15 protein-coding genes are annotated in these 21,010 nt (G+C 67.2%); 7 read left to right on the top strand and 8 right to left on the bottom strand.

Annotated features, from left to right (window positions below):
• Positions 1 to 48 precede the first annotated feature (48 nt).
• Positions 49 to 606: an iron transporter gene (locus tag NBY65_RS18805; protein ID WP_150040316.1), complete on the top strand. Its 558-nt coding sequence runs from the start codon at positions 49 to 51 to the stop codon at positions 604 to 606.
• 249 nt (positions 607 to 855) lie between these two features.
• Here the strand turns inward: NBY65_RS18805 and NBY65_RS18800 are convergent, their stop codons facing one another.
• Positions 856 to 1,665 carry a hypothetical protein gene (locus tag NBY65_RS18800; RefSeq protein WP_150040317.1) on the bottom strand — a complete coding sequence of 270 codons (810 nt, stop codon included), beginning with the start codon at positions 1,663 to 1,665 and terminating at the stop codon, positions 856 to 858.
• Between the two features lie 668 nt (positions 1,666 to 2,333).
• Here NBY65_RS18800 and NBY65_RS18795 point away from each other — a divergent pair.
• Entirely contained in the window at positions 2,334 to 3,026 is a 693-nt protein-coding gene (locus NBY65_RS18795; RefSeq protein WP_150040318.1) for a hypothetical protein, read from the top strand.
• Between the two features lie 96 nt (positions 3,027 to 3,122).
• Here the strand turns inward: NBY65_RS18795 and NBY65_RS18790 are convergent, their stop codons facing one another.
• Together NBY65_RS18790 and NBY65_RS18785 are read right to left on the bottom strand one after the other, a co-directional pair.
• On the bottom strand, positions 3,123 to 3,524 hold the full coding sequence (locus NBY65_RS18790; RefSeq protein WP_150040319.1) for a hypothetical protein: 402 nt from the start codon (positions 3,522 to 3,524) through the stop codon (positions 3,123 to 3,125).
• Positions 3,525 to 3,797: 273 nt separating this feature from the next.
• Positions 3,798 to 4,652 carry an ELWxxDGT repeat protein gene (locus NBY65_RS18785; protein WP_239002743.1) on the bottom strand — a complete coding sequence of 285 codons (855 nt, stop codon included), beginning with the start codon at positions 4,650 to 4,652 and terminating at the stop codon, positions 3,798 to 3,800.
• A gap of 460 nt (positions 4,653 to 5,112) precedes the next feature.
• On the opposite strand from NBY65_RS18785, the gene NBY65_RS18780 reads away from it, so the two are divergent.
• Positions 5,113 to 6,258 carry an FIST N-terminal domain-containing protein gene (locus tag NBY65_RS18780; RefSeq protein ID WP_150040321.1) on the top strand — a complete coding sequence of 382 codons (1,146 nt, stop codon included), beginning with the start codon at positions 5,113 to 5,115 and terminating at the stop codon, positions 6,256 to 6,258.
• Positions 6,259 to 6,497: 239 nt separating this feature from the next.
• A complete protein-coding gene (locus NBY65_RS18775; RefSeq protein ID WP_150040322.1) occupies positions 6,498 to 7,772 on the top strand; it encodes a hypothetical protein in 1,275 nt (424 codons plus the stop codon).
• Here NBY65_RS18775 and NBY65_RS18770 read toward each other — a convergent pair.
• On the bottom strand, positions 7,724 to 9,106 hold the full coding sequence (locus NBY65_RS18770) for a C2 family cysteine protease (RefSeq protein WP_250265699.1): 1,383 nt from the start codon (positions 9,104 to 9,106) through the stop codon (positions 7,724 to 7,726). The two genes, NBY65_RS18775 and NBY65_RS18770, sit on opposite strands and share 49 nt — an antisense overlap.
• Before the next feature lie 400 nt (positions 9,107 to 9,506).
• On the opposite strand from NBY65_RS18770, the gene NBY65_RS18765 reads away from it, so the two are divergent.
• On the top strand, positions 9,507 to 10,898 hold the full coding sequence (locus tag NBY65_RS18765) for an ATP-binding response regulator (protein WP_150040324.1): 1,392 nt from the start codon (positions 9,507 to 9,509) through the stop codon (positions 10,896 to 10,898).
• Between the two features lie 149 nt (positions 10,899 to 11,047).
• Here NBY65_RS18765 and NBY65_RS18760 read toward each other — a convergent pair whose 3' ends face one another.
• The 3 genes from NBY65_RS18760 to NBY65_RS18750 all read right to left on the bottom strand — a co-directional run bounded on the left by NBY65_RS18760 (position 11,048) and on the right by NBY65_RS18750 (position 14,454).
• Positions 11,048 to 11,674, bottom strand: a complete 627-nt coding sequence (locus NBY65_RS18760) for a LuxR C-terminal-related transcriptional regulator (protein ID WP_150045700.1) — start codon at positions 11,672 to 11,674, stop codon at positions 11,048 to 11,050.
• A 122-nt stretch (positions 11,675 to 11,796) separates the two neighbouring features.
• Positions 11,797 to 12,402 (bottom strand): nucleic acid/nucleotide deaminase domain-containing protein, encoded by a 606-nt coding sequence (locus tag NBY65_RS18755; protein WP_162530916.1) that lies wholly within the window; start codon positions 12,400 to 12,402, stop codon positions 11,797 to 11,799.
• A 144-nt stretch (positions 12,403 to 12,546) separates the two neighbouring features.
• Positions 12,547 to 14,454: a PAS domain-containing protein gene (locus tag NBY65_RS18750; RefSeq protein ID WP_150045702.1), complete on the bottom strand. Its 1,908-nt coding sequence runs from the start codon at positions 14,452 to 14,454 to the stop codon at positions 12,547 to 12,549.
• Positions 14,455 to 14,985: 531 nt separating this feature from the next.
• Here NBY65_RS18750 and NBY65_RS18745 point away from each other — a divergent pair.
• A complete protein-coding gene (locus tag NBY65_RS18745) occupies positions 14,986 to 18,561 on the top strand; it encodes a CHASE domain-containing protein (RefSeq protein WP_150045703.1) in 3,576 nt (1,191 codons plus the stop codon).
• Positions 18,562 to 18,900: 339 nt separating this feature from the next.
• Positions 18,901 to 19,842, top strand: coding sequence for a calcium-binding protein (locus tag NBY65_RS18740; protein ID WP_203330763.1), 942 nt, complete (start codon positions 18,901 to 18,903; stop codon positions 19,840 to 19,842).
• A gap of 393 nt (positions 19,843 to 20,235) precedes the next feature.
• On the opposite strand, the gene NBY65_RS18735 is transcribed toward NBY65_RS18740, so the two are convergent.
• A complete protein-coding gene (locus NBY65_RS18735) occupies positions 20,236 to 21,009 on the bottom strand; it encodes a methyl-accepting chemotaxis protein (RefSeq protein WP_348539797.1) in 774 nt (257 codons plus the stop codon).
• Position 21,010 lies beyond the last annotated feature (1 nt).

The raw sequence follows: 21,010 nt of genomic DNA, 5'->3' as shown, positions 1-21,010 counted from the left end.
GCTCAGCACAAGGCCGCGCAATCTCGCACCGTAAAAAGGAAAACAATCATGAGATTTTTTCTTCAGATGATGCGATCTTTATTTATATGCTGTCTGATCGTGTTGGCGGCCAGCCAAGGCAATGCGACCCAAATGAAGCTTAACGATGGTCACACCGTCAAGCGAAACGGCATGGTTATTGCTGCAGATTATATTCAGCCGGTCACCCTCGACAGAGGAGCGGCAAGCAGCGAAACCGCTGATATCTATTTCCAGCTATACATCAATGCGATGGCAAACAATCCCTTGGGATTTTTCCGGCAATCCTGGATTCCCTATTTAGGAGTTACGTATAAGCTTTCCAGGCCGGACTCCAATTGGCAGGCCGTTGGCCGCCTGGAACCGGCCATCGCCAATTACGGACCGCATTACGGCGCCAACGTGAAACTCAACGGCGTCGGGACGTACCAGGTTGTTGTTCGGGTCACACCTCCGGAAGAAGGCGTGTACCGGCATATCAGTCGTGAAACCGGCGTGACCTGGTGGGAGCCTTTCGAGATCTCCTGGACCTTTACATACCTGGGGATTGGCAAGCGGGGGGCCATCGGGGGGTCGGGTGGATATTAGGCGCACTTCACCGATTGGCACGGGATCACTGCAATTTCCGACAGTCTTGTTCAAACCAAAGCGCCTCAGCACGTCCCGCCACCGCAGGTCACGATCTACGGCCCCTTCCGGCCCCGGCACCATCTGATCTTTTCAGCCCCGGTCAGCCAGATGCGAGGAGGGGGCGGCGCCCGGATCGAGATTCACATCTCAGCGCCCGCCCCCCTCGCGCCACCCCCCGTGAGCCATCACGGCTGTGGCGGCGGCCGTTCAGGAAATAAATTCCTCCAGCGCTTTCGGCGGGGAATAGCGGAAGCGCACGGGGTCGAACGGCACCGTGAATCCCGCCCGCACCTGCCTGGCCCCGTGCATGCCAGTGACCTCCATGCGCAGCGACCAGGCATCTCCGTTCCCCCCGGAGCGGTCCACCTGCAGCGTCGCCGATAAGCGCCGGCACTCGTGCCCGGACCCGGTCTGCGGCTCCTCGTCACAGGCGCCGGAATTGTCATATCCCGCCGGCAGGTTCCCCGCTTCGACGATGCCCCCCCTGCGCGGCAGCCATACCATGTAGCTCTCGGTTCCTTCACCCATGGCAAAATACCCGGTCTTCTGTATCCAGCCCCAGGTCGCAGGTCCGAACTGCAACACCTGGAAGGCCGCCGCTCCGGTCGGCTCGCCATAGGCGCCGTCCTCCGTCGCCGGCAGCTTCGCCGCCACCGTCCAGCGTCCATTCGCCTGGACGAAGCTGAACAGGCCGATCACCCCTGCGCAGGCATGGCAGTCCTGCGGGCCGTTCCCCGCCAGCAGCACGAACAACTGCGGTCCCGCGGCGGTCTCCACCCGCCAGTTCTGCGCCACCTGCAGGCAGGCCGTGATCCCCGACTGTCCCTGCCGCGGCGGCGTTCGCGCTTTCCAGCACTGCCGCCGCTGGTCGGGGGCGCCGTATTGCCGTGTCAGTGCCGCCACCACGTCACCTGTCGCGGCACCGAGCCCGCCCGGCGCCTGCGCCCCGGCCGGCCACGCACCGATTCCCCCCAGCGCCATCCCGGCCACCAGAACGGCCACTCGCTTCAGTTGCATACCACTCCGATCCGGCTGCAAGCCGGCTTTTTTGAAGGACTTGATGGCATATCATCATAACAACACTCGCGTATTGGTTGTTTTACTGCCACGAAATACAACCCTGGCGCCTGTTGCGCGCATGAGTGTTCCGGTTGGCGGGTGTGACGGGCAGACCCATGTGAAAAAGTTTGTTTCTCATGCAGCACGCGCACGCCGTGCGCCGTGATTGCGTCGTGTTCTGCGGTGCAGGCGGTCCCGGCAATCTTCTGCGGGCCATCGTCCGCTGGCAGACCCCGCAACGTTGCTTGCCGCAGTGACGCAGCGGCCGGAACGCACCGCTCAGGGTCATCGCCTCGTCCGGCAGGCCCGAAAGTCGGATCGCGTCCCCATCCCACCAGATCAGAGACCTGGCCTTGGTGCCCCCGTCAACAGTCCCTCCCCCGCAACCCGAAAAGACCCTGGCGTGAGTGTCGCGGAAGGGGAGTGCCAAATCGTCATGCGATCCTCAGCAATTCGTTACCAATTTTGTTAACGAACCGTTCATCCCTGGATAGGAATTTTTCACGGAGTGCCGCGACGGCTCACATCACACCAGGAACATAAAGCAGGCGAATGCCCCCACGATGACGAAATCCTCTACAGGTCTATGGGCTGCGCTGGCCCGGGTCATCCAGATGACGGAAAGCGTGGGGCTCGACCTGGCGCAAAGCTGGCGCAACCCAGGAACGGCAAATGTCGCACCGTCAGCCGGGCCGGCTTTCACCGGGCCATTGGCGCTCCCGCCGCCTCGCCATCCGAACCACCGCGCCGCCGAGGTGCAACTCGACGATCTCCTTCACGCGGCCAGACATAGCGGCGGCCGGCTGGTCGCAGGACTGTCCGACCAGGAAATCATCCAGATCATGAAGCTGGCCGATAAAATCGGCGACCCGGAACGGCTGAAGACACTCCGCCTGCTGCTGCGCCCGCGGCTGGCAACACTTCGGCCGCCTCGACCGCTGCTCTTCGAACGGCTGCTGTTTCTTCCGTTGGACCCTGTCATCGTCGAGCGGAAGAAGTGGTCGCCCGGCGCCCCGTTCCGTATCCCACGCTCGGCCATGCGCCCGATCAGCCGGGCGGTCCGCCGCAATTTGCCCACCACCGTGCTTCTGGACATGGACGAGGCGCTGGCAGGCCGCACGACCGCCGACCATGCGGCCATCGAGGAATTGGGGCCACCGCTCTGGAAGCATGCGGCCAAGGCGCTCGGACAACAGAACGGCAGCCTGCCGGGGTGGCACCTGTCCGGTCACTCGCTGGCCGAGGGAGGCTTCATCTGCCATGGCTGCGCCAGGTTGTGGCAGTATGTTGCCACTGCCGTACCTGAAGCCATGGCGTGACCCGTTACCCGAGCTTGCCCATCTGGCTGGCCGGGGCGGTGTTGGTCGGTTCCGAGGCCGGCGGAGCAGCGCGGGGGCGCTCAGCCGGCGGCAGGGTCAGGGCGCGCCAAGGGCCGAGGAAGACAGTGCATCGGCGCAGAAGCGCGCGCAGTCCACCACGTCGTGCCAGTCGAAGCGTTCCGCCGCCGCCGCCATCGCCCCCACCAGGGCCAGCTTCGCCGCCGCCGCCAGCACCGTCCCCTGATGCTCCGCGCCGATCCGGCTGACATCCAGCATGGCATCCTCCGGGTCGAGGTCGCGGTCGGCCAGATCCGTGACGAAATCCTGCAGGCCGGGGAAAGCCGCCGTCGCCGCTGCCATGGCAGCCTGGATGTCCTCCGCGCGCGGGTCACGGCCGCCGGCGAAGGCAGCGGCCAGCCGACGGCAGGCATCGATGCCCCGCTGCGGGTCGTAGACAGGTGCGACGTATGTGTAGTCTGCCGCGTCGGGTGAGGCCATGCGGGTGCTCCTTCAGTGTCAGGCTGAAGCACTTTGCACGGCGGAACGACCGCCGGAAGATGAGCAGGTGACAACCCTGCCCCCCGCACGCGGGCAAAAACACGCCCCGGGTGCCCGACCGGTGCCAACCGGGATCGGGGCGACGTGCAGACCAACTCCGGGGGGGGACAGCCTGGCCGTTCGAGGGTGAACAGCGTCCGCTCCAGCCGGCCAGGCGCGGGCAACGCCCCGGTGAGGCCGTTCTGGCGGGAGCAGGCGGCAAGCCGGCGCAGCTCAGTGCGATGCGCCAGGGGCCGGCGAGGGCGCCGCGGCGTAATTGCCGGACTCCGCGCCGTCGGATCCAGGCACGAAGTGCCTGAGCAGGTGCGTGCCCACGGACGTGCCGTCGGTAATCCAGGGTGACCTGTGCCCCGCCGGGTCTGCCGCGTTGAACAACACCAGGCCGCCCCCGATCGCAACCGAGTCGAAATCCCATCCGAGTGCGTGGACGTTCTCGCCGGAGCTCATGTCCTTCAGCATGCAGGTCCCGGCGGCCGTGCCATCGGTGACCCAGGCCCCCCGGCCATGCACGCCGTCATCGGCCGAGAACATCGTCTTGCCAGAGCCGTTGGACACGAATCCCATCGGCTCGCTGCCGGCGGTCCCCGGCCGGAGGTCCACCACCATGTGGGTTCCCGCGGAGGTGCCGTCGCTCACCCAGGGCTCGTAGCCATGGGTTCCGTCATCGGCGACGAACACGGCCCGACCGTTCTCACCGCTTCCCTCAGCCTTGGGATTAAAGGGATATTTCAACTCGGGGGCGTTCTCCTTGATCACGTGCGTGCCCGCGGACGTGCCGTCGGTGATCCAGGGCTGGACGATCCGGTGTTCGTACCAGTGCTGCGCTGGGCTGTCCTTACCCCAGAACAGGGCACGACCGTCACCGGTCGACTCAAGCCGCGGCAATTCCGCACCCATGTCGGGATTGATGCGCTTCACCGCTGTGGTGCCGGAGGCGGTTCCGTTCATCGCCCAGAGTTCGATGCCCCGGCTGAAGTCCCAGGCCGCGAACACCGCGGTTCCGTTGCCGAGAGCGACGATCTCGTCGGAAACGCTGTCATGTCCGCCGGGATTGATGTCCTTGACCATCCGCGTCCCGGACGTCGTGCCGTCCGTGTCGGTGGCCCAGAGTTCCCAGCCATGCGTTCCATCGTTCGCCGAAAACAGCGCAAAGGACCGATGCGGCCCCGTGTTCGGCCCCTGACGGCCCGGGCCGGAATGATTGGACGTGCACATCGCTTCCCGCCTGCCCGCGAACGCGGGCAGGCCCCCTTGCCATTCGATCCGATCCGGCCAAATGGCGCGCTACAATTTTCCAATCATTTCAAATCAAATATTGTGATATAAACTTGCTTATTCGCATAATATTTGTACTGCATTTGTAGTTTATTGAACATGGAAAATCAAAAATCCCCCCCGGCGCAAATCAGGCTGACTTTCAGCCGCATCTTCGCCCCTTGCGGACCCGCCCCGCCCTGCCCGCCCTCGGGCGCCCCCCTTGTGCGAACCGGCCCCGCTGCGACACAGTTGCCACAGGGAGAACGATCGCATGCCCGGCGCACCCAACGGCATCCGGCGAGGCCATTCGCTTGCATCCGCCCCGGCCGAGGCGGCGGCCGAACTGCACGCGGCGCTGGCGCAGCCCGAGACCGGGCTCGCCGTGTTCTTCTGCTCGCCCGACTACGACCTCGACGCGCTGGCGCGCGAGATCGACGCCCGCTTCCAGGGCATCGACATCATCGGTTGCACCACCGCGGGGGAAATCACCCCGGTCGGCTATGTCGAAGGCGGCATCACCGGGTTCAGCCTCGCCGCCAGCGAATGCCGCGCCGTCAGCGAGCGCATCGACGCACTCTCGCGCTTCCAGCCCGGCCAGGGCCACGCGGCGGCGCAGACCCTGCTGCGGCGCCTCGCCGGCAGCGCCGCCGGGGCGCAGATGCCGCACGGCTTCGCCATGCTGCTGATCGACGGCATGTCGGCCAGCGAGGAACTGGTGCTCAGCTCGATCCAGGGCGGGCTGTCGGCCATGCCGATCTTCGGCGCCTCGGCCGGCGACGGGCTGCGGCTGCGCCACACCCATGTCTACCATCGCGGCCGCTTCCACGAGGATGCGGCGCTGCTGACGCTCGCGCGGCTGCGCCGGCCGATCCGGCTGTTCCGCGCCCAGCATTTCACCGCGACCCCGGTGCGGCTGGTGGTCACCGGCGCCGATCCGGCGCGCCGCCTGGTCACGGAAATCAACGCCGAGCCCGCCGCCCGCGAATACGCGCGCCTGATCGGCCTGCCGCCCGACGAGCTGACCCCGGCGGTGTTCGCCGAGCATCCGCTGATGGTGCGGGCGGGCGGGGATTTCTACATCCGCTCGATCCGGCGCGCGAACCCCGATGGCAGCCTGGCCTTCTTCTGCGCCATCGACGAAGGCGTGGTGCTGCGCCTCGCCACGCAGGAAGACGCGCTGACGCAGTTGCGCGCGCTGTTCGAGACGATCCATGCCGAGATCGGCCCGCCGGAGCTGGTGATCGGCTTCGACTGCGTCCTGCGCACGCTGCAGGCGGAAAAGCGGCAACTGCGCCAGGAAATGGGAAAGCTGTTTGCCCGCAACAACGTGATCGGCTTCAGCTCCTATGGCGAGCAGTTCGCCGCCATGCATGTCAACCAGACCTTCACCGGCCTCGCGCTGGGGCCTGCCCCGTAGAAACCAGCGCCCCGGCAGCGCCCGGATCAGCAACGAAGCACCGCACCGACCGCGACGCTTGACGCGCCGCTTTGCTTTTGTTGCTGGTTCATAACGAATTCCGGATCATCATGATCCGCGGTCCGTTCACCCGAACTTTCCACCCATAAAGATCAGCACAAATTTGAAAATAATACTGTGAAAAAGACAGCAAAGCGTGATTTTATGATGTAATTATTGTTCGCATCTGCAAGTTTATAATGGTCAGGAAATTGCAGCACGGCTTTGAACGGATCAAATGGCAAGGGGGCCTGCCCGCGTTCGCGGGCAGGCAGGAAACGATGTGCACGTCTCCTGATTCCACCTCAGACAAGCATGGGCCGGGCACGGAGACGCATCCGGCCTTGGCGCTGTTCATGGTCAACTATGACACGAACGTTCCGTGGGGCCATGGACGGCACGATACCGAACTCTGGGCCACTGACGGCACGACGGCCGGGACCCGGTTGGTCAAGGATATCAATCCCGGTGTATCGAGCCCCAGGTACGTCAGCAAGATCGTCGATCTCGGCACCGGAACCGCGCTGTTCGTCATGTACCAAGGGGCGGGCCGCAGCGAACTCTGGGCCACTGACGGCACGACGGCCGGGACCCGGATGGTCAGGAACGTCAATCCCAGTACCAGCGAGGCCTCTCTCAGCAGCACGCTCGGCGACTCTGGCGACAATATCGTCCCCCTCGACAACGGAACCGCGCTTGTGGAGGTCTGGCACTGCAACGGCACCGAGCTCTGGGCGACGAACGGAACCGCCTGCGGCACCCATCCGGTGAAGATCATCAATCAGTACCCGTTTCCGAAATCGGCGCATCTCGCGCCGGTCAGCGGCGGGCGTGCCCTGTTCTGGAACCAGGAGGGCGGCCACGACGCCAGGCCCTGGATCACCGACGGCACCGCAGCCGGCACGCACGTGGTGGTCCAGGCCCCCGACTACATCCCCCATCCCATCGAGGAGAATCGCCCGCCGGGGGTCCGCCCGACCATTGATTTCGGCGGGGATTCCGACTTCATCCCGCTCGGCAACGGGACAGCCCTGTTCTGGATGACCGACGGCGTGCATGGCTGGGAACCATGGGCCTCGGACAGAACGACGGCGGGCGCCCACATGCTGGCCGACATCTGGCCGGGAACCGTCGGCAGCTTACCGATGAGCTTCCAGCTTGTCGGCTCCAGGACCCTGTTCTGGGCCGATGACCCCACTGACGGCTTCACACCCTGGGTGAGCGATGGCACCGGGGCCGGGACGCACAGGCTGGCGGACATTGCCCGCACCTCGGACTTCATCACCCCGGATTTTATCCCGATCGGGAACGGGCTTGTGCTGTTCAACGGGGAAGAACCGACGGGGAAGGTGCAAACCTGGGTCAGCGACGGCACCTCCGCGGGCACGCACCTGCTCAAGGGCACCCAGTCGGGAGCCAGCGTCCCTTACAACGACACCGCGGTGCCCTCGCTTGCCCCCGGCGCATTGCACTGAAAGGCGCGCCAGTCCCCGGCCGCCCCGATCACGGGCGGATGGCCGCCGCCGCAGCCGATCCACAGCGCATCCGCCCCGCCGCTTGCCATCGGGCTGGCCGGGGTCGCGGCCTCCGTGCAGACGGACGGCAAGGGCAGTCCAAAGTCGAGGGCGGGCGTGACGAAACCGATCGGGGCCGGCGCGCCGGCGGCATCGGGCGATCCGGGCGGGGAAGCCAGGACATCATCCCAGGCACCGGACGCGCCCGGCACCGTGATCCTGACGGCGAGCGAGATGTTGTTGCCTTCGTTGCTTTCCCTCACCTGATTGTTGGCGTCCGCGATCACGCCGATCCAATAGGTCCCCGCCGCCAGGTTGCCCGGCAAGGTGATGGTGATGCTGTCCGGCATGTAGTAGTAGCTCAGCAATAACGGCTCGTTCACCGTCGCGATCAGGGTGTCGGAGGCCGAGATCGTGCTGTTGGTGGACAGGTAGATCTTCGAGGTGGCTGCCGCCGCGCTGCCGGTGCCCAGATTGCCGAGGTGGTAGGACAGGGTGGTGCTCGCGCCTGCCGTCACCGACGTGCTGCCCAGACGGAGCGTATCCGCCACGAGATCCGGCACAGGGGACCGCCCGATGGAGATCCCCGATATGCAGCCCGGGAGTTGCGAGAGGGGGATCAATGCCGGCGGGGTGTTGCCGGGTCCCCAGGGATTGTCCAGCTTCACCATGGCGGTGCCATTCACCATGGTGACACTGTCGAACATGTAGGCATGGCTGTTCACAAGATTGAACGGCAGGTTGCCGGAAGCGGGCGTGCCCATGACGATCAGGTCGCCGGCGGCCTGATCATCCAGCAGCAGTTGCAGGGTCACGTTTGCCGGCGAAATGAGGTCCGCACTGCAGCCGGTCAACACCTTCATGGCGATCTCCGGGCGGCCACCCCGGTTGAGGACATCGTAGCCGCTGGCGACATTGCCGGCGCCGTACAGCGACGCGTAGGCGGTTTCCAGTACCTGCACCCAAATTTCTTTTTGATTATTGACGACGCATTGCGCAGGGCCGTGATTGACGCCGTTCGCGGCAAACAAATTATTGTTGACGATTACCGATCTTGGCACAAGACTGGTTGTTGTGGCGGTGGGCATCCCACCATTTTCATCAACGTAGAGCGTCACCGTTTCGGTGCCGTCGCCGTTGACCTGGATCATGTTCCTGATCTGGTCGGGATGCAGCAGCGCCAGTTCGCCGATGGCCGCAAGCAGGAAGCAGTCGCCGATCCCACCCTGGTGGATATCACCGAGGCTGATCGCGTTGGCATCGCCCGGCTCCTGCAGGTAGAGCGCGTACGACAAGGCCGCCGCACTCACGAAGTCGGAGGGCGCACCCGCCCACGATGCGCCGGCCGTTATTGCGACCGGATCACATGGATCATGGTCCCTGCGCATCCCACTCCCCGCGAACTGACGACCACGTCAACGACGTTTCCGTAAAGGAATAAACATGCGACACCTCCACCTCCCTTGCCGCGCGGGATCGCGCGCTGGCACGGAGACGATGGCGGCATGGAACGGCAGAAGAATATCTACAGATAAATAGACACGAACTCATGCAGTTGTATAGTATAAATAATTATAGTTTCGCATCAACTCTGGATATGCGTTGCCAAATGCGATCGTATGCGGCTCGCGGCGCCCCCGCCCCTTGTGCGACCCGGCCCGGATGCGACAGATTTCCCACGGGGAGAATGATCGCATGCCAGGGACCGTGACCGGCCCCCTCGATATCGCGCAGCGCCTGGCCGCGCTGGAGGCCGAGAACCACAAGCTGCGTCGCATCAACCAGGTGCTGATGGACCGGGTCGAGCGCGACATGGACGCACCGCCCGGCAACGCCTTCTCGCTGTTCCAGGCCGCGACCGCGCTGGAAAGCCGCGTGGGCCAGCGCACCGCGGAGCTGTCGGCGCTGACGCAGACGCTGCTGCACGAGATCGCCGAGCGCCACGCCATGGAAGCGGCGCTGCGCAAGGCCAAGGCGGAAGCCGAGCAGGCCAATCTCGGCAAGACGCGTTTCCTCGCCGCGGCCAGCCACGACCTGCACCAGCCGCTGAATGCGGCGCGGCTGTTCCTCGGCGCGCTCGCCGAGCAGGTGTCGGCGGGGCAGCCCGCCTGGCTGGTCGAGCGCAGCGTCGCGGCGCTGGATGCGGTGGACGACCTGCTCTCGACGCTGCTCGACATCGCACGCCTCGATGGCGGGGCGTGGCCGGTGGAGCCGGCGTCCTTCCCGGTGGCGCCGCTGCTGGCGCGGCTGGCGCAGGAATACCGCCCGCAGGCGCAGCAGGCCGGGCTGCGCCTGCGGCTGGTGCAGGGCTCCGCCGTGCTGCACACCGATCGCCGCCTGCTGGAGCGGGTGTTGCGCAACCTGATCGGCAACGCCATCCGCTACACCGGCCGGGGCAGCGTACTGATCGGCTGCCGTCGCCGCGGCGCCTGCGCCAGCCTGGAGGTGATCGACACCGGCATCGGCATCCCCGAAGCGGACCAGCAGCTCATCTTCGAGGAATTCCGTCGTCTTGATGGCGCGCCCCGCCCGGCCGAGCGCGGCTTCGGCCTGGGGCTGGCCATCGTCGAGCGCATCGCGCGGCTGCTCGGCCTTGGCATCGAGGTCAGTTCCCGTCCGGGCCATGGCTCGCGCTTCGCCGTGCGGGTGCCGCTGGGCGATGCGGCGGCGGTGCCGCGGGAGGCGCCGCCGCCGCCCATGGTGGCCACGGGCTTTCCCGGCCGGCTGGCCGTGGTGGTCGAGAACGACGAGGGGGTGCGCCAGGCCATGACCGCGCTGCTGCGGGGCTGGGGCTGCATCGTGGTGACCGCGGCCTCGGCGGAGGCGGCGATCGGCCGGCTGGAGGAACTGGACCAGGGGCCGGATGTGATCCTGGCCGATTACCACCTCGATGGCGGTGGCCTCGGCACCGAGGCGATCGCGACGCTGCGGCGGCGCTATGGGGATGGGGTGCCGGCGCTGGTCGTCTCCGGCGACCGCGGCGAGGCGATGCGGGCGGATGTGCGCGACCTGGGCCTGGGGTTCCTCGCCAAGCCGGTGGCGCCGGCCCGGCTGCGGGCGATGCTGGCGCATCTGCTGCCGCCGTAACCCGCCGCGCAGCGCACCTGGGGTGCAGGGGTCCCCTGACCCCTGCCGGGTCAAGGGCAGAGCCCTTGCCTTGGGGCGTTGCCCCAAACCCCACCAGGAGGCTTTGCCTCCTGGACCTCCACCAAGGGCCGAAGGCCCTTGGATCCCATTCACGAAACCAGGTTGCGGAACCGCACGATCGCCTGGGCGCGGCTGAACACGCCGAGCTTGCGCAGCACCGCGGTCACATGCGCCTTCACCGTCATCTCGCTGATCGCCAGCTCATGCGCGATCTGCTTGTTGGACTTGCCCTGCACGATCAGTTCCAGCACCGCGATCTGGCGCGGCGTCAGTTCGCTCCCGGACGGCTCGACGGCGGGCTCGTCGGTGGCCAGGCCCGGCGGCAGGTAGATGCCGCCGGCGAAGACCACGCGCAGCGCGGTGGCGATCTGCTCCTTCGGCGCGGATTTCGGGATGAAGCCGGCGGCGCCGCAGGTGATCGCCTGCCGCACCGTGGCGCCGTCCTCGCGCGCCGAGATCACCACCACCGGCGTCTGCGGCACCCGCCGGCGCAACGCCACCAGATGCGCCATCCCGTCCGCGCCGGGCATGAACAGGTCAAGCAGGATCAGGTCCAGGTCATCCCCGGCGGCCTCGGTGGCCCGCGCCAGGCCCTCGGCATCCGTCGCCTCCAGGCAGGTGAAGCCGCCCCCCTCGCCTTCCAGCAGGCAGGCGATGACGTTGCGGATCGCTTCGCGGAACAGCGGATGGTCATCGGCGATCAGGACCCTGGTCATTGGCACGCTCCCCTTCGCCGCGCGGTCCGGACATGCTCCCGGCTCGCGCGCGACGTCTCCCTGCGACGGCAGTATCGCCCCGGGGCGGGCGATCTCCAAACGGGCCGGCGCGCCCGCCCCCCTCACAGGTCATGTTCGAACCGCGTGATGCGGAAGGTAATGTCGCGATGGTCCAGCCTGCACAAATCGGCGTATTCCTGGCACATCTCCCGATAGCTCCGCTGTTTTGCGTTGCGGTTTTTCTCGCTTTCGACCTGATCCAGGCCGATCTTCCGGCACAGGTAATCAATATAATCCAGCTCGCTTTTCCCACCCGACGGGTATTCGAAGCTGTAATACACCGGAAGCCTAGCCCCCGACGCATTGAACACCCTGTCACCCGGAAAACGGAACCTGTCCAGCAGGTAACGCTCGCAGTCCTTCATGCCGCGCCCGCGCCCGCAGGGTGATCTTTCCGTGTAAAGACCCTGCAGATGGGCGATTTCGTCCCCCTGCTCACGCAGTCTCTCCTCAAGGCAATCGAACACGGCCTTCTCTGAATGAAAGCCCCCCTGCTGCGAGCTGCACGTCACCAGGAACAGGTGATCCCCGCCATCCAGAGGGGTGTAGTGCAGGACAGCCACATTCTTCCCCGCGACTTTCTTTCCCCGTTCCAGCATCATCCTTCGATAATCGATCGCCATCTTCGAATAGATGTTGTCTTCGTTCCACGGGATATAGCGCAGCACAAGTGATGCCCCTGCCCCGTCCATTGCTTTTGCCCCCATGCCAAAGGCAGGGTTTTATCCGCGCTGAATGACGCGATCATGACCGGACCAGGGAATTTTGCTACAGGTGTAACCCGGCTTTTCAGCCCCGCCGGCCGAGGGCGGTCATGCCTCGGCCAGCATCGCCGCCAGCACGTCCCGCAGCCGGCGCGTATCCACGGGCTTGTGCAGCAGCCGCATGGCGCTCGCCCGGGCGCGCGCGGCGACCCCGGCATCGGTGTCGCCGGTCAGCAGGACCCCGGGCAGGCCGGGCGCCCGCCAATGCGCGCGCAGCCGGGCCATGGCCGCGTCGCCGGTCTCCTCGCCCAGCCGGTAATCCATCACCACCGCGTCGGGGCAGCGCAGCGCCATGGCCTCCGCCACCGACCCGGCCACCTGCACGAGCCAGTCGCTGCCCCAGCTTTCCACCATCAGTTCGAACGACTCCCGCACCAGCGGGTCGTCGTCGACGACCAGGATAGCCGGCGGCCGCGCGCGCCGTACTGCCGCCGGGGGCTGGACCGGGCGCTCGGGCAAGGCCGGCACCACGGCCGGCGGGGCGGCAGCGGCGGCGAGCGGCACCGTGACCGTGAAGGCGGTGCCCTGCCCCGGCGTCGAGTCCACCCCGACCGGGCAATCCAGCAGGGCGGACAGGCGCCGCACAATGGACAGTCCAAGCCCCATCCCGACCCTGCGCTCGCGCGCGGGATTGGCGAGCTGGCGGAATTCCTCCCAGATCAGGTCGAGCTGCCCGGGCGGGATGCCGATGCCCTGGTCGCGCACCGAGACCACGACGGCGCCCCCGGCCTGGGCGCAGCCGAGCGTGACCTCGCCGCGCTCGCTGTAGCGCACCGCGTTCTCGACCAGGTTGGCCAGCAGCCGGCGCAGCATGTCCGGGTCGGTGCGCACCATCGCCGGGGCGCAGGCAACGACGCGCAGCGCCAGCCCCTTCGCCTGCGCCGGCTGCGCGTAGCCGGCGGCGACGTCCTCGAGCAGCTCGCCGATCGGGAAATCCCGTGGCCGCGGCACGACCAGGTCGAGATCAAGCCGCGAGAGGTCGAGCATGCCGTTGAGCACGCGGCTCAACACGTCCAGGCCGTGGCAGAGGCGTTCGCGCGCGGCGGCGCCTTCGGGCCGCACATGCGGCTCCAGCGCCGCGGCCAGCAGGTACAGCGACTGGATCGGCTGGCGCAGGTCGTGGCTGGCGGCGGCGAGGAATTTCGATTTCGCCCGGTCCTGCTGCTCGGCGCGGTCCTTCGCCGCCGCCAGCGCCGCGGCGTCGCGCCGGCGCTGGTCGATGTTCTCGCAGATGCCCGACCATTCGATCAGCCGGCCCTGGTCGTCGTGCACCGGCACGGTGCGCGCGCGCAGCCACACCCATTCCCCGGTGGCGACGCTGCGGGCCCGGTACTCGACATCGACCGGCTGCCCGGCCGCGCAGGAGCGGCGCCACGCCGCCGCGACCACCGGGCGGTCATCGGGATGCACGGCCTCGATCCAGCCATGGCCCTGGTACTCGCCCTCCTGCTGGCCGGTAAGGGTGGTCCAGCCCAGGGCATGGGTGATGAAGCCGTCCGGCGTCGCCTGCCACAGCACCGTGCCGATATACTCCGCGAGCAGCCGGTAGCGCCGTTCGCTGAGCGCCAGCACGGCATCGCCGCGCTTGCCTTCGGTGACATCGGACAGCACGCCGCTGATGTGCCGCCGGCCGGCGGAGACCTCGACGCGGCAGACATTGCGCAGCCAGCGCACGCCGCCCTGCGGGGCGGCGGCGCGGTACTCGCATTGCAGGATGTCGCCGTGGCGGGCGGCGTCCAGTTCGGCGAAGAACCCGCGCACCAGCGCGCGATCGTCGGGATGCACCACCGCGAGCACCGCGGCACGGGTCGCCACTGCCCCGGGCGCGCAGCCGTACAGGGCATCGCGCTCCGGCGAGCCGGTGCCGTATTCGTTCGCCGTGTCCCATTCGAAGACGGCGCTGCCCGGGGTGCGCGGCGTGTGCGTCAGCGATGCGTCTCCGGGGACAGCGGCCATTGCGGGCGCACCCTGACTGCCTTCGGTTGACCCACAAGTATCATTGGTATACACCTTGCAGTCTTACAAATATTTACGGAACCTATCTAATCAAAATCCGAAAACAACGTTAGCGGCATCGAATATAGCTTAGAATATACCCTCCGGTTCGTCACGTTTACGTTTGAAAGAAACCGGTCCTGGCGGATTTCCACACGGGGCAAGCCTGCCCCGGGCCGGGCTGCCTGCTCCAGGCGTTGCAGCAGGTGGCAGGAAGAACATATGCAAATTATTATGATTTCTCAACTAAATAGTGATTGCCACGACAAATCATTATCATAAATTCAAGTAATTTTTGCCGTAATTTCGCTTGATCTTCTTAGTATCATAGAATTATAAATTGCCTCAATCGTAAATTATTCGAAATGAATAATTTGCTGCTTGAGGTGAAACCCAATGAACCTTCGGGGGCCGACATCCCGATCACGGCGATGACCAGGGCGGCACGAACAGGCGCCTGCCCCTGCCCGGCATGACCCGGTAGCGCAATCCATGCCGAACCGGGCGGGCCAGCCTCTCCGCGCCGCATGGCGCGCCCCGCTGCGCGCCGCATGGCGCCGCCGCCGTGCCGCCGACACGCCGCCTGCCGGCATCAACCCTCTGCGCGAGCCCATGCCGCGATACGGCCGCCCCCCCGGGAAGCGCCGCATGCTGGCGCGGCTGCTGCCGATCATCGTGCTTGGGCTCGGCATCGGGGGGCTGCTGTCGTGGTTCGTCCTGCACCTGGAAACCGAGCGCCAGGCCGCCAGCTTCCGCGGGATCGCCGAGCAGCACATCATTTCCATCCACGCCGGCGTGGACACGGCGATCAGCGGCCTCACCCTGCTCACCGGGCATTTCGAGACGATCGAGGCCGCGGTGACGGGCCGCGACCGGTTCCGCCGCATGGTCGCGCCGACCCTGCGCGAGGCCCCGTTCATCCAGGCGCTGGAGTGGATGCCCCGGGTCGGCCGCGACGCGCGCGCGGCCTTCGAGGATCTGGCCAGGGCCGAAGGGCCCGCGGACTTCACCATCACCGAACTCGATCCGGCCAGCGGGGCGCGCCGGCCCGCCGGGGACCGCGAGGACTTCTTCCCGGTGCTCTATGCCGAGCCGCAGGCGTCGAACAGCCGGGCGATCGGCTTCGATCCGGCATCGAGCCCGGTGCGCCGGCTGGCCCTGGAGGCGGCCCGCGACAGCGGCGAGCCCCGGGCGAGCAGCCGCATCTCCCTGGTGCAGGAAACCGCCGACCAGTTCGGCATCCTGGTCGTGGCCCCGGTCTACCGCCCTCCCCCGGACGACACCGTCGCGGCCCGGCGGCAGGCCCTGCGCGGCTATGTGTGCGGCGTGTTCCGCATCGGCGACCTGATCGAGAAAAGCCGCGACCACCTGAACGACACCCACGCCGGCGCCCACGCCGCGCTGGCCGACATCCACCTGTTCGACCTCTCCGCGCCGGAGGGCAACCGCCTGCTCCACCCCAAGGCCGCGGAGATCGCGCCCGCCACGCTGACCGCGGGGCTGCACGCGGCCGCAACCTTCACCGTCGGCGGCCGCACCTGGATGGTGGTGGCAACCCCGGGTCCCGCGCTCCGCCCCGCATCGCTGCCGCCCGCGGTGCTGGTCACTTTCCTCGGTGCCGTCCTGGTGACCTGCGTGCTGTGCTACCACCAGAGCCTGATCCTCGACCACACCGAGCACGTCAGGCGCTTCGCCCAGGCGATGCGCCAGGCGCGCGACAAGGGCACGCAGGAAATGGCGGCGCTGCACCGGCGCCTGGAATACGCCCTGGCCGCGACCGGGGAAGGCGTCTGGGACTACGACGTGGCGCGCGGAGCGGTCTCGCACAATGCCCGCTGGGCCGAGCTGCTGGGGCTCGGCGACACCCTGCTGGAACACCCCGCCACCCTGCCCTGCTCCATGGTCCACGTGCAGGATCGCACCGACGTGCTGGCGCGGCTGCGCGCGGCGGTGAGCACCACGTCCTGCTTCCACAGCGAACATCGCGTGATCCGGGCGGACGGGCGGGAAATCTGGGTGCTCGACCGCGGCGACATCGTCGAGCGCGACGCCACGGGCAAGCCGCTGCGCATGGTGGGCAGCCTCGCCGACATCACCGAGCGCAAGCTGCTGGAGATCGAGCTGCAGGACAACCAGCAGCGCCTGCAGGAGCGCGAGCACCACCTGCGCACCATCCTCAACCACATGCCCGCGCTGATCGCCTATTACGACCGGGAAGAACGCAACCGCTTCGCCAACCGGCCCTACCTCGACTGGTTCGGCCTGCGCGAGGAGCAGGCGCTCGGGCGCAGCATCCTCGAGCTGTTCGGCGAGGAGCGCTACCGGATGCATGCCGTGCGCATCGCCGCCGTGCTGGGCGGGGACACGCAGGTGTTCGAGCGCGACCTGGCCTCCCCCGGCGGACAGGGCTTCCGCCATGCCCTGGTCCACTACATCCCGGATCTGCGCGAAGGCGTGGTCCACGGCTTCTACGTGCTGGCGCTCGACATCACCGAGCTCAAGCGGACCGAGCAGGCCCTGCGCGCCTCCAAGGAGGAAGCCGAGCAGGCCAACCGCGCCAAGTCGCAGTTCCTGGCGACGATGAGCCACGAGATCCGCACCCCGATCAATGGCGTGATCGGCCTGGCGGAGCTGCTGCGCGGCACCGCGCTCGATGCGCGCCAGCTTGTCTGGGTGGACCGGCTGCAGGGCTCGGCCGACCACCTGCTGCGGCTGGTCGACGACATCCTCGATTTCTCGCGCCTCGACGGCGGCAGCATGGTGTTCGAGAGCATTCCCTTCCACCCGGCCGCGCTCGCGGAGGAAACCTGCCGGATGCTGGAGGCGGGAGCGGCCGCGAAGGGGCTCGACTGGCGGGTATGCCTGCCGGCGGTGCCGCCGCCGGCGGTGCTGGGCGATCCGGGCCGGCTGCGCCAGATCCTGCTCAACCTGCTCGGCAACGCCATCAAGTTCACCGCCGCGGGCGGCGTCACCCTCACCCTGGAACACGCCGCCACGGCGGAGGGGGCGGTAGCGCTGGCCTTCACGGTGCGCGACACCGGCATCGGCATCCCGCGGCAGGCGCAGGCCCGGCTGTTCCGGGAATTCTCGCAGGGCGACAGTTCGATCTCCCGCCGCTTCGGCGGCACCGGGCTGGGGCTTGCCATCTGCGCGCGCCTGGTGGCGCAGATGGACGGTGACATCACGGTGGAAAGCGAGGACGGCCCGGGCAGCGTGTTCCGCTTCTCCGTCCGCCTGCCGCCCGCCCCGGACAAGGCCCCCGCCCGGGTGGCGGCGCCGGCGCCGCAGACGGTGGCGCGGCTGCGCATCCTGCTCGCCGAGGACGACCCGACCAACCGGCTGGTCATCACCGCGATGCTGCAGCGGCTCGGGCACGATGCCGGCGTGGCGGAGAACGGCGCGCGCGCGGTGGAGGCGGTGCGGGCCGGCGGCTTCGACCTGGTGCTGATGGACATGATGATGCCCGGCATGGACGGGCTCGCGGCCACGCGGGCGATCCGGGCGCTGGAAGGCCCCGCCGCCGGCATCGTGGTGATCGCCCTGACCGCCAATGCGCTGCCGGATGACCGGCAACGCTGCCTGGCCGCCGGGATGGATGATTTCCTGGCCAAGCCACTGCGCCTCGCCGCGCTGCGGGCGATGCTGGCCCGGCACGCGCCACCCCGGGGCGACGGACCGGCGGCGGCCGAGGAAAGCCCGCCGCCGCCCGCCGCGCCGGAAGGTGCCCCCGCCTTCGACCCGCACCCGGTGCGGCAGATGATCGCGGAGCTGGGGCAGGATACCTACGAGACGATCCGCACCCAGTTCCTCGCCGAGGTGGAACGCCGCCTGAGCGCGATGACGGAGCTGCTTGCCCGCGACGACCGGGCGGTGCTGCTGCGCGAGGCGCATTCGCTGAAAAGCGGGGCCGCGGCCTTCGGGCTGGTCGCGCTGGCGCGGGTCGCGGCGGAGATGGAGCATGGCGCTCTCGCCGACGCGCCGGAGGCCCTGACGGCGCGGCTCGCGCGGCTGCATGGGCTGGCCGATGCGGCGGCGCTGGCCGGCTTGCTGGCGGGCCAGCCGGCGTAGCGCGTCACAACGTTGCATAGCGCCGGAAGAATCCGGCGCGGCGAGGCCGTGACGGGACCCATTCAGTCAAATTTAAATTCACATATCCGTAATCCATTCATAGTACATTGGCTTAATGATATAATATCAAATTATCTCGTTTATGTGATTTCAGAGAGCTGCATTATATATTTTGATTATTGGATCATATGATATGCAGCATTTGCTCATTTAACGACATGAGCCATGCATGGGCAATGTGTTGATCAGCAACATATCTTACCATGCAAATCAAGAATGCCGATAATTACGGCATATATTTATGCAGAAATGCACGTTCAAAATGCACGGAGCCCTTATATGACGGATATACACGCCTCCTTTGCATATTCTTCGGATGCCAACGATGCCGGCGCGACCGGCTGTGACAATGGCATCAAGGTGATCAACGGCGGGCCTGGCGACGATGTTCTGACCAGCAGCCCCGGGGATGACCGCCTGACGGGTGGCCCCGGTAATGATACGTTCGTATTCAATTACGGCGACGGCAACGACACGATCACCGATTTCACACCAGGCGAAGACACGTTCCTGCTGGCCGGACGCAACGGCTTTGCCATCCCCGGCCTCAACTTCGTGCAGGAGGGCCAGGACGTGGTCCTGTGCCTCTCCGCCCGGCAATCGATCCGGTTCATCAACGTCAATCTCCACGACCTCCTGCCGGACAACAGCACCGAGTGTGACACCAGCGGTGGTGGCGGCGGTGGTGGTGGCGGTGGCGGCGGTGGCCATGGCGAAGGTGGCGGCCAGGGCAGCGGTGGCGGCTGGGGCGGCGGTCATGGCGAAGGCGGTGGCCAGGGCAGCGGCGGCGGCTGGGGCAGCGGCCATGGCGAAGGTGGCGGCCAGGGTGGCGGCGGCGGCTGGGGCGGCGGTCACGGCGAAGGTGGTGGCCAGGGCAGCGGCGGTGGCGGTGGCGGTGGCCATGGCGAAGGCGGTGGCCAGGGCAGCGGTGGCGGCGGCTGGGGTGGCGGTCATGGCCAAGGTAGCGGCCAGGGCGGCGGCGGCGGCGGCGGCACCAGCAACACCGTCAATGTCGCTGTCAATGTTGGCATCGACATCAATATCGCCAACGGCAGCGGCGGTGGCAGCGGCGGTGGCAGCGGCAGCGGCAGCGGCAGCGGCAGCGGCAGCGGCAGCGGCAGCGGCAGCGGTGGTGGTGACAGCGGTGGTGGCTCCGGCAGCGGCTGCCTGACCCCCGTGCCGCATCCAACGACGCCGCCGAGCATCATCCAGGGCTGCTAGCGCCCCCTCTGGTCGCACGGGGGTCCGCGTCGGACAGGACAAGCTGCGCAGGCGAGGACCCAGGGCATTTTCCGGGCGCCGCAGCAACTGGAAAATGCCCCCTTCGCCCCGCCCCGCGGCGGATGCGCCCGTCCCCCGGGACCGGGCGCAAACCGCTCCGCGCATCCGCATCCCGGATCGGGCGTAGAAAGCCGGGCAGCAAATCCAACAATGAGGCGAAGGCAAATGCGGTTTTCCCCTGCGGCAGGCCCTGGCCGGAAACGGAGGAAGGCAGCAGCGGCACCATAATTTCCCCGCAATAAATACCAAGACGATTTCCCGTGAAATTGCAATATAATATGCACATCTGAAAATATTCCACAGTATTTACGATTTTCCCGGACCCGCCCCGGATCAGGCCGCGCGCACGCCGGTGATGAAGGTGTTCACCTGCCCGGCCAGCCGCTCGGCGTTCTTCGAGAGCGTGCTGGCCACCTCCAGCACCTGCTGCGAGGCCGCCCCGGTCTCTGTCGCGGCGGAGCTGACGCCGGAGATGTTGCGGGTCACGTCGTCGGTGCCGTGCGCCGCCTGCTGGACGCTGCGGGCGATCTCGGCGGTGGCGGTGCCCTGTTCCTTCACCGCCACCGCGATCGTCCCGGTGATGGTGTTGACCTGGCCGATCGTGCGCACGATGCCGTCGATCGCGGCCACCGCGTCCTGCGTCGCTGCCTGGATGCGGGCGATCTGCGCGCCGATCTCCCCGGTCGCCCGCGCCGTCTGGGTCGCCAGGCTCTTGACCTCGGTGGCGACCACCGCGAAGCCGCGCCCGGCCTCCCCGGCACGCGCCGCCTCGATGGTGGCGTTCAGCGCCAGCAGGTTGGTCTGCCCGGCGATGGTGGTGATCAGCCCGACCACGTCACCGATCTTCTGCGCCGCCTCGGCCAGGGCCCGCACCGTCGCATCGCTGCGCCGCGCCTCCTCCACCGCCTGGTGCGTGATCGCGGTGGATTGCTCGACCTGGCGGGTGATCTCGCCGATCGAGGCGGAAAGCTGCTCTGTGGCCGAGGCGACGGTCTGCACGCTGGCGGATGCCTCGTTGGCGGCGCCGGCGACGATGCCGGCCTGGCCGCTGGTCTGCTTCGCCGTCGGGACTATCCGGAATTTCGTGTGCGAGATGACGTTGCACACG

Source organism: Rhodovastum atsumiense, assembly GCF_937425535.1.
In the GTDB taxonomy this organism is placed as follows: domain Bacteria; phylum Pseudomonadota; class Alphaproteobacteria; order Acetobacterales; family Acetobacteraceae; genus Rhodovastum; species Rhodovastum atsumiense.
This window is presented reverse-complemented; position numbering and strand designations above follow the sequence as displayed.

Bases quoted from the DNA above. Each gene is read 5' to 3' on its own strand.
- NBY65_RS18805 (WP_150040316.1), top strand. From the start codon at position 49: ATGAGATTTTTTCTTCAGATGATGCGATCTTTATTTATATGCTGTCTG.
- NBY65_RS18800 (WP_150040317.1), bottom strand. From the start codon at position 1,665: ATGCAACTGAAGCGAGTGGCCGTTCTGGTGGCCGGGATGGCGCTGGGG.
- NBY65_RS18790 (WP_150040319.1), bottom strand. From the start codon at position 3,524: ATGGCCTCACCCGACGCGGCAGACTACACATACGTCGCACCTGTCTAC.
- NBY65_RS18785 (WP_239002743.1), bottom strand. From the start codon at position 4,652: ATGGTCAAGGACATCAATCCCGGCGGACATGACAGCGTTTCCGACGAG.
- NBY65_RS18780 (WP_150040321.1), top strand. From the start codon at position 5,113: ATGCCCGGCGCACCCAACGGCATCCGGCGAGGCCATTCGCTTGCATCC.
- NBY65_RS18775 (WP_150040322.1), top strand. From the start codon at position 6,498: ATGGTCAGGAAATTGCAGCACGGCTTTGAACGGATCAAATGGCAAGGG.
- NBY65_RS18765 (WP_150040324.1), top strand. From the start codon at position 9,507: ATGCCAGGGACCGTGACCGGCCCCCTCGATATCGCGCAGCGCCTGGCC.
- NBY65_RS18760 (WP_150045700.1), bottom strand. From the start codon at position 11,674: ATGACCAGGGTCCTGATCGCCGATGACCATCCGCTGTTCCGCGAAGCG.
- NBY65_RS18750 (WP_150045702.1), bottom strand. From the start codon at position 14,454: ATGGCCGCTGTCCCCGGAGACGCATCGCTGACGCACACGCCGCGCACC.
- NBY65_RS18745 (WP_150045703.1), top strand. From the start codon at position 14,986: ATGCCGAACCGGGCGGGCCAGCCTCTCCGCGCCGCATGGCGCGCCCCG.
- NBY65_RS18740 (WP_203330763.1), top strand. From the start codon at position 18,901: ATGACGGATATACACGCCTCCTTTGCATATTCTTCGGATGCCAACGAT.